The organism is Vannielia sp. (genome assembly GCF_029212645.1).
GTDB lineage: Bacteria > Pseudomonadota > Alphaproteobacteria > Rhodobacterales > Rhodobacteraceae > Vannielia.
This window is the reverse complement of the sequence record NZ_JARGND010000070.1, coordinates 1-8,374: the sequence shown is the minus strand read 5'-3', so window position 1 is coordinate 8,374 and position 8,374 is coordinate 1. Positions and strand designations below refer to the sequence as shown.

Below are 8,374 nucleotides of genomic sequence, written 5' to 3'. Positions count from 1 at the left end.
CAGAGGCCCCCAAGCCCGAGGTGACCGCCGAAGAGGCAGCGGAGTCCGAGTCCCCAACCACCGATGACGAAACCCCACAGCGCGGCGCCAAGGCGGCGGCGCGGGCTGCGGCGGCGGCCCTTTCGGCCCGCTCGGTAGAGGGCAAGGCCCCCGCCGTTGGCCCGGCCAAGACCGACGTGGCGGCAGAGTAAACCGGGGGCCAAACGCAGCCCCTTTCCCCTAACCAAGCGAGGTGGAGCCGGTTCAGGCTTCAATCACCAGCGCGTGGATGCGCGGAAACAGATCGGCCACAGCGGCGTTGATCGCACGGTGCTTGGCGATCCGGCTTTTGCCCTCCAGCGCCTCGGCGGCGATCTTCACCCGAAAATGGCTGCCATCGGGCGAATAGCCACCGTGACCACGGTGCGCCTCGCTTTCATCAAAGACTTCAAGGTGCTTCGGGTCAAAACTGGCCCTCAGACGGGTTTCTATTTCGGATGCAAGTGTCATTTTTTCGATCAAGCCCTTCTATCCTGCGCTCAGAAGTCTAAACTTCATGGTCCGAGTCGAACAGGCGCGCAAGCTGAGTCAGGTTAAATGAACAAAGACGATCCCTTTGGGTTTGATATGTCGGTCTCTACCGACAAGAAGAAACGCCAGCGCGGCAGGCGCGGCATGTCCGGGGCGTTTGAAACGTCAAAGCGGGTGTGTGAGCATGAAGGCTGCCAGGAGGCAGGGCAGTATCGTGCGCCAAAGTCCCCCGACTCGCTGGATGATTTTTACTGGTTTTGCCGCGACCACGTGCGCGAATACAATCTGAAGTGGAACTTCTTCACCGGAGCGACCGAGGAAGAAATGGAAGCGCAGCTTGATCGTGACCGGGTGTGGGACCGTGAAACCAAGCCTTTCCGCAAGTCCGCCGAAGAGAAGGCATGGGCGCGCCTGGGGGTCGACGATCCGCACCAGGTGCTCGGCGCGAATGCCACGCAAAACCCCGGCCGCTCCGTGACCGGAACACGCCGCCTGCCGCCCACCGAACGCCGCGCCATCGAGATTTTGGAGGCGCGCGATCACTGGACCAAGGCCGAGGTGCGCAAATCCTACAAGGCGCTCATCAAGGTTCTCCACCCCGATATGAACGGCGGCGACCGCTCTGACGAGGAGAAGCTGCAAGAGGTGGTCTGGGCCTGGGATCAGATCAAGGAAAGCCGCAACTTCAAGTAAGCGGACTGTAACGGCATAGGCCGCCCGACAAGGGCGCCCTACCCCTTGGGATCACAGCGCCGCTGCATCCGGTTGAGGCTGGTGGTAAGGCCGCGCACGGTAAATTCATGCTCGGTGCCGCCTGCATCAATCACATGAAACTTGGCATTGTCATCGCGCCGCTCAAGCTCAACCAACCCGCGCAGCACCTTGCGGATATCCGCGGTGTTTTCGATAAACATATAGTATTGCGGCGAGGGGAAGGTATTGCGCAGCCGGAAGGTTTCTGTGCCAATCCTGAGCCGGGCCGTGCCACCGGGCTCTACCCGGCGCGGCGCAATAAACTCGGGTGAGATACCGCGCCCATCACGGGCATCATAAAGCGAAAACTGGGTGCGCGGGTTTGGCCCCGATGTGCAAACCCCGCGCACGCAACTCACCACCTGGCAGGCGGCATAGTTCGCACCAACTCCGCGCTGGGTGTAAAACAACCAGGCACCGGCGCTATCGACATAGGTGAACTCGGCTTTTGCAACCTGTGCGGGTATCAGGAAAATCGCAAGGAGGGTGGCACTAAACAGGGTCGCAAACCGGGCAAAGGATAACCTAAAAAAATTTGTCATATGTGACCTGTGGCAGCAAATCCAGGCCAAGGTAGCTGGCATTTTGTCCGGTGTCACGCAGGGCTTTTCACGGGGGCGGCAGGCCGGTGCTTTTTCGCCGCTGGCCGGGATGGCGCGCCACCCCGCCCCCTTGCACCTTCCGGCCAAATCGGGCACCACCCGTGGGATGATTTCGCCCGCGCCACGCGGGCCACAGCGGCACGAAGGCAGACGGCATGAGCGATGAAGCGATGAACCCCACCGAGGAAATTTCGGTTCGCGAGACCTTTGGGATCGACACCGACATGGTGATCAAGGGGTTTGAAGCGGCCACCGACCGGGTGCCCGAGATCGACCCCACCTACAAGTTTGATGCCGACACGACGCTCGCCATCCTTGCCGGATTTTCGCACAACCGCCGGGTGATGATCCAGGGCTACCACGGCACCGGCAAATCGACCCATATCGAGCAGGTCGCCGCGCGGCTGAACTGGCCCTGCGTGCGGGTGAACCTTGATAGCCACATCAGCCGGATCGACCTCATCGGCAAGGATGCGATCAAGCTGCGTGACGGCAAGCAGGTGACCGAATTTCACGAGGGCATCCTGCCCTGGGCGCTGCGCAACCCGGTTGCGATCGTATTTGATGAGTATGATGCAGGCCGGGCCGATGTGATGTTTGTCATCCAGCGGGTGCTGGAGCATGACGGCAAGCTGACCCTTCTGGACCAGAACGAGATCATCACGCCCAACAAGCATTTCCGCCTGTTTGCGACCTCCAACACCGTTGGCCTTGGCGATACCACGGGACTCTATCACGGCACCCAGCAGATCAACCAGGCCCAGATGGACCGCTGGAACCTTGTCGCCACGCTGAACTACCTGAGCCATGACGCCGAAAGCGCCATCGTGCTGGCCAAAAGCCCGCATTACAACACCGAGAAGGGCCGCAAGCAGATCAGCCAGATGGTGACCGTCGCCGACCTCACGCGCACCGCCTTCATGAACGGCGATCTTTCCACGGTGATGAGCCCGCGCACGGTGATCAACTGGGCGCAAAACGCCGAGATCTTCCGTAACATCGGCTATGCCTTCCGCCTGACCTTCCTCAACAAATGTGACGAGCTGGAGCGCCAGACAGTGGCCGAATTTTACCAGCGCTGCTTTGATGAGGAACTGCCGGAAAGCGCGGTTTCACAAGCAAAGTAACCGGCGCCGGGGCGTGCGTTAGCCCCAGGCCCCGCGCAGGATGAGCCTGTTGACCGGGGGGTGCCAAACACCGCCGGGCCCGGCTGTTCTGCGCGGGGCCAGTCCGAAGGAGTCACACTATCTCAAGCCCTTGGGCGCAGGCTCTTTGCGAGCGCCTGTGACCGGGGTTTTCAAACTGCCCATTTGACAGGCGCAAAATCACGCGCAAAGATCGAATTATGGGCAGACTGAAAACTCTATTCATGGCAGGGCTGCTCGCCTGCCACCCCCCTGCGGCCAGCGCCGACGCGCTGGAAAATCGCTTTACCGCCTGCACCGGGCGGCTTTCGGCGCTGATGGAGCATCAATGGCTGATCGCCAGCCCCGAGGCCGATCGCACAAAAGCGCGGCGCGATGCGATGATCTCGCTGCTAGAGGCGGTGATGCCCAAAAACCGGGGCCGCGAAGTGCTGGCGCGACGGATCGAGGCGAAATACGCGCAATCAGTGTTGCTGACGCGGGCCACCTTTGGCCAAAATGCCGAGGATGCCGCATGGGCGCAACGGCGGGCCGAAGCCGAGATCGCCCAATGCGCGGCGCTGCTCATCGGCTGACTTGCCCACCCGCCACAACCGCGCTACCTGATCCTCCATGATCCGCATCGCCCTCCCCCTGTCTCTGCTGCTTGCCGGGGCCACCCCCGCCGCCGCGCATGATCTTTCGCAGCACATCGACCTGCCCTACCTTGCCGCTGATTGCGCCGGCTACTGGCGTGCGGTTGCCCTGAAGGATGGCGGCGCAAAGGAGCCAATGCGCCGCGCCAATGCCTTCCTCGCGGCGGCCCGAGCGCAGGCCGAGGATGGCGGCAGCGATTTGCCTTTTGTGGTGGAAAACGCGCAGCACCGCGCCGAGGCGCAGATGCGCGATGCCACCACCAACGAGGGCGCGCGCCAGGCGCTGGACGATCAGGAAACCTTTTGCCGCAGCGTGGGGGCGGCGCTTCCGGCCAAATGGCAGCTTGCGGAGTAGCGCATAGCGCCCAGCACCCTTATGATGAAGCGGAGACATCGGCGCGCAGCCAGCGCAACGCACTGCAGCTTGGCGCAGGGTCTTGCACCCATCTTCCCGCGATGCTTTAGGTGATCCATGGCACAGAACGCAGACAACCCGGCAGACCCGTTCAAGAAGGCGCTCGCAGAGGCCACCAAGGTGATGGCCGACGACCCCGAGCTTTCGGTCAGCTACTCGGTGGACCCGCCGGGCAGCACCGGTGACGGGCTGCGCCTGCCGCAGGTGACACGGCGGATGACCCCCGATGAGGTGCTGCTTGCGCGCGGCACCGCCGATGCGCTGGCGCTGCGCCACAAGTATCACGATGAGGCGCTGGCCACGCGCTATGCGCCCCAGGGCCAACTTGCGCGTGACATTTACACCGCCATGGAAACCGCCCGTTGCGAGGCCGTCGGCGCCCGCGTGATGCCCGGCACCGCCGGCAACATCGACGCCAAGATTGGTGCCGAGGCCGACCGCCGTGGCTTTGGCTCGATGGAGCAAATGAGCGAAGCGCCAATTGCGGATGCGGCGGGTTTTCTGGTGCGCAATCTGGCGACCGGCCGGGATTTGCCCTCTGGCGCCCAAAACGTGCTCGACCTTTGGCGCGAGCACCTTGAAGGCTCGGCGGCGGGCACGCTGGATGGGCTCGATGATGTGTTGGGCGACCAGCAGGCCTTTGCCCGCTTTGCCCGCCAGGTGATCGACGATCTGGGCTATGGCGACCAGCTTGGCGATGATCCCGACGATCTGGACGACGAGAGCGAAGAGACCAGCGAGGCTGACGAGGATCAGGACGAAGCCGAGGGCGACGGGCAGGAAGAAGATCAGGCGGAAGAGGACATGGACGCCTCGCCCGAGCAGGAACAGGAGCCAACCGACGACCCGTCAGAAGCCTCCGTTTCGGTGGATGATATGGCCGAAGCCGATGAGGGCGACGAGCAGGACATCCCCGAGGGCGAGGCCCCGCTGGAGCCTCCCACGCCACCGCAGGTGTCAGAAGCTGACCCGAACTATGCCATCTATCTCTCTGACTTCGATGAGGAAATCTCTGCCGAAGAGCTTGCACAGCCGGTGGAGTTGGAGCGCCTGCGCGACTACCTCGATCAGCAGTTGGAGCCGCTCAAGGGCGCGGTTTCGCGGCTGGCCAACAAGCTGCAACGCCGCTTGCAGGCGCAACAAAACCGCTCGTGGGAGTTTGACCGCGAAGAGGGCATCCTTGATGCCGGGCGGCTGGCCCGCGTGGTCGCCAACCCCACAACGCCGCTCAGCTTCAAGGTCGAAAAAGACACCGAGTTTCGCGATACCTGCGTGACGCTGCTGATTGATAATTCCGGCTCGATGCGGGGCCGCCCGATCAGCATTGCCGCGATCTGCGCCGATGTGCTGGCTCGCACGCTTGAGCGCTGCCAGGTGAAGGTCGAGATCCTCGGCTTCACCACCCGCGCCTGGAAGGGCGGGCAAGCGCGTGAGAAATGGCTCGCCGATGGCCGTCCGCAAGCGCCGGGCCGCCTGAACGATCTGCGCCATATCATCTACAAAAGCGCCGACGCCCCGTGGCGGCGGGCAAGGGCCAACCTTGGCTTGATGATGAAAGAGGGCCTGCTGAAAGAAAACATCGACGGTGAGGCGCTGGAATGGGCGCACCGCCGGATGGTGGCCCGCCGCGAGGTGCGCAAGATCCTGATGGTCATCTCCGATGGCGCGCCGGTGGATGACAGCACCCTTTCCGTCAACCCCGCGAACTACCTCGAAAAGCACCTGCGCGACGTGATCGCCATGATCGAAAAGCGCCGCGCGGTGGAGCTTCTGGCCATTGGCATCGGCCATGATGTGACCCGCTATTACGACCGCGCCGTCACCATCACCGATGTCGAGCAACTGGCCGGCGCGATGACCGAGCAGCTTGCCAACCTGTTTGACAGTGACCCACGCGCAAGAGCGCGGGTGATGGGGATGAAGAAGGTGGGGTAAACCCTGCCAGCAGCACGAGGCCCGCCCATGTTCCAGAATTTTGACGCCCCGACCAATCCGGCCGATGGGCCGCCGCGCCTTGCGGCCTTGCGCGAGCGGTTGGCGCAGCTAGGGCTTGCAGGATTCATCGTTCCGCGCGCGGATCGCCATCAGGGCGAATATGTCGCCCCCTGTGATGAGCGGCTTTCCTGGCTGACCGGCTTCACCGGCTCGGCCGGGTTTTGTGCGGTTTTGCCAGAAATCGCCGGGGTGTTCATTGATGGGCGCTACCGGGTTCAGGTGAAATCACAGGTCGATCTGGCGGTGTTCACGCCGGTGGCGTGGCCCGAGACCTCGCTGGGCGATTGGCTGGTGGAAGCGGCCCCGGAAGGCGCGCGCATTGGCTTTGATCCCTGGTTGCACACCGTGAAGGAAACCGCGGCCCTGGAGCAAAAGCTGGAGGCCGCCGGGCTGGCTCTGGTCGCGCTGCGGGCAAACCCGGTAGATGCCATCTGGCAAGACCGCCCGCCAGAACCCGCCGCGCCCATCGTGGCGCACCCCATTGAATTTGCAGGCGAAAGCTCGGAAGAGAAGCGCGCAAGGCTCGCCGCTGATCTCATCAAGGCGGGGGTAGATGCCGCCGTGCTCACCCAGCCCGACTCGATCTGCTGGTTGCTCAACATCCGGGGCGCCGACATTGCCCGCAACCCGGTGGCGCGGGTCAACGCGATCTTGCTGGCCTCAGGCGAGTGCCAGCTCTTTTGCGCGCCCGAGCAGGTGGAGGGCTTGGCCCTCGGCGCGGGTGTGAGCGTGCTGCCGCGCGAAAGCTTTGCAGCCGCACTGGCCGAACTCGGCGGCAAGGTGCAGATTGATCCCGAAAGCGCGCCCCGCGCCGTGGCCACCCTGCTGGAGCGCAAGGCCAGGCTGGCCGAGGCCCCCGATCCCTGTGCGCTGCCCAAGGCCCGCAAGAACGCCGCCGAGCTTAGGGGCATGCGCGCGGCGCATTTGCGCGATGCGGTGGCGATGGTGAAGTTCCTCGCCTGGCTTGATAGCGAGGCCCCCACCGGCACCCTCACCGAGATCGCCGTGGTCGAACAGCTGGAGGCGTTTCGCCGCGAAGATAACACGCTGCGCGAGATCAGCTTTGACACCATCTCAGGGGCCGGGCCAAACGGCGCGATCGTGCATTACCGCGTAACCCACGAGACCAACCGCGTGGTTTCCCCCGGTGAGTTGCTGCTGGTGGACAGCGGCGGGCAATATCTGGATGGCACCACCGATATCACCCGCACCATCACGGTGGGCGAGCCGCCCGAGGGCGCGGTTGATGCCTTTACCCGCGTGCTGCAAGGCATGATCGCCGTTTCGCGCCTGCGCTGGCCGCGTGGCCGTGCGGGGCGCGATCTGGACGCCGTGGCACGCTATCCGCTTTGGGTGGAGGGCAAGGATTATGACCATGGCACCGGCCATGGGGTGGGTGCCTATTTGAGCGTGCATGAGGGGCCACAGCGGCTGAGCCGGGTGTCCGAGGTGCCGCTGGAGCCGGGGATGATCCTTTCAAACGAGCCGGGGTATTACCGCGAAGGGGCCTGGGGCATCCGGATCGAGAACCTCATCGCCGTAGAGGAGGCCCCGGAGATCGAAAGGGCCGATCCGCGCGACATGCTGTCCTTCGAGACCCTCACCTATGTGCCGATTGATCGCCATTTGATTGATGTCGAGATGCTGTCACGCGCCGAACGTGAATGGGTCAACGCCTATCACCGCAGCGTTTGGGCGCGGGTTTCACCGCGCGTGAGGGGTGAGGTAAAGGACTGGCTGCGCCAGGCCACCGCTGCGTTATAGCAGCGCGGGTGCAAACTGACATGGACCTGACATGGCTGCTGGCTATATAAGCCGGACAATCAATCATTTCAGGGAGGCACATTGTATGGCCGAACATATCAAGATCCGTGATGCGGACGGCACCTGGGTGGTGCGCGCCGGTGGGGCCGTTCTGGGCGAAAGCAGCAACGCGCTGGAGCTTTCGGAAGGCGGCCTTGAACCGGTGATCTATTTCCCACGGTCTGATATTGCGATCGCTTTTCTTGATGCCTCTGACACAAAATCCCACTGCCCCCACAAGGGCGATGCAAGTTATTTCGACCTTGAGCTGAAGTCTGGCACCATCTCGGACGCGGCATGGAGCTATGAATCGCCGACCGAGGACGCAGCGGCGATTGCCGGGTATCTGGCGTTTTATCCGGAGAAGGTGACGGTCGAAAACGTGTGAAGGATTGGGGCGGGTTTGGTAAGGGCCGCCCACACCAGATGATCCGTGGGGGGCCAGCCCCCACACCGCACCACCCGGGGGGGGGGGGGGGGGGGGGGGGGGGGGGGGGGGGGGGGGGGGGGGGGGGG

The 8,374-nt window shown here is 63.6% G+C and carries 10 protein-coding genes; 8 read left to right on the top strand and 2 right to left on the bottom strand.

All coding sequences use genetic code 11. The features are described from left to right. On the top strand, positions 1-191 hold a 191-nt coding region (locus P1U55_RS14925), incomplete at its 5' end, for a hypothetical protein (RefSeq protein ID WP_301048426.1). 52 nt (positions 192-243) lie between these two features. Here P1U55_RS14925 and P1U55_RS14920 read toward each other — a convergent pair. Next, positions 244-489, bottom strand: coding sequence for a BolA family transcriptional regulator (locus tag P1U55_RS14920; protein WP_301048425.1), 246 nt, complete (start codon positions 487-489; stop codon positions 244-246). An 87-nt stretch (positions 490-576) separates the two neighbouring features. Between P1U55_RS14920 and P1U55_RS14915 the strand changes: the two genes are divergently transcribed. Continuing rightward, positions 577-1,203, top strand: coding sequence for a DnaJ domain-containing protein (locus P1U55_RS14915; protein ID WP_301048424.1), 627 nt, complete (start codon positions 577-579; stop codon positions 1,201-1,203). Positions 1,204-1,241: 38 nt separating this feature from the next. On the opposite strand, the gene P1U55_RS14910 is transcribed toward P1U55_RS14915, so the two are convergent. Then, positions 1,242-1,805 (bottom strand): hypothetical protein, encoded by a 564-nt coding sequence (locus P1U55_RS14910; protein WP_301048423.1) that lies wholly within the window; start codon positions 1,803-1,805, stop codon positions 1,242-1,244. A 215-nt stretch (positions 1,806-2,020) separates the two neighbouring features. Here P1U55_RS14910 and cobS point away from each other — a divergent pair, with 215 nt between their 5' ends. The 6 genes from cobS (at position 2,021) to P1U55_RS14880 (ending at position 8,246) form a co-directional block, all read left to right on the top strand. After that, positions 2,021-2,992 carry a cobaltochelatase subunit CobS gene (gene cobS, locus P1U55_RS14905; RefSeq protein WP_301048422.1) on the top strand — a complete coding sequence of 324 codons (972 nt, stop codon included), beginning with the start codon at positions 2,021-2,023 and terminating at the stop codon, positions 2,990-2,992. Positions 2,993-3,210: 218 nt separating this feature from the next. Then, entirely contained in the window at positions 3,211-3,585 is a 375-nt protein-coding gene (locus P1U55_RS14900) for a hypothetical protein (protein ID WP_301048421.1), read from the top strand. Between the two features lie 37 nt (positions 3,586-3,622). After that, positions 3,623-4,000, top strand: a complete 378-nt coding sequence (locus P1U55_RS14895; RefSeq protein WP_301048420.1) for a hypothetical protein — start codon at positions 3,623-3,625, stop codon at positions 3,998-4,000. Positions 4,001-4,117: 117 nt separating this feature from the next. Then, entirely contained in the window at positions 4,118-5,995 is a 1,878-nt protein-coding gene (gene cobT / locus P1U55_RS14890; protein WP_301048419.1) for a cobaltochelatase subunit CobT, read from the top strand. Between the two features lie 27 nt (positions 5,996-6,022). Further along, positions 6,023-7,819, top strand: a complete 1,797-nt coding sequence (locus P1U55_RS14885) for an aminopeptidase P family protein (RefSeq protein WP_301048418.1) — start codon at positions 6,023-6,025, stop codon at positions 7,817-7,819. 85 nt (positions 7,820-7,904) lie between these two features. After that, the gene (locus tag P1U55_RS14880) at positions 7,905-8,246 is read left to right on the top strand and encodes a DUF427 domain-containing protein (protein WP_301048417.1); all 342 of its coding nucleotides are present in this window, start codon (positions 7,905-7,907) and stop codon (positions 8,244-8,246) included. Positions 8,247-8,374 lie beyond the last annotated feature (128 nt).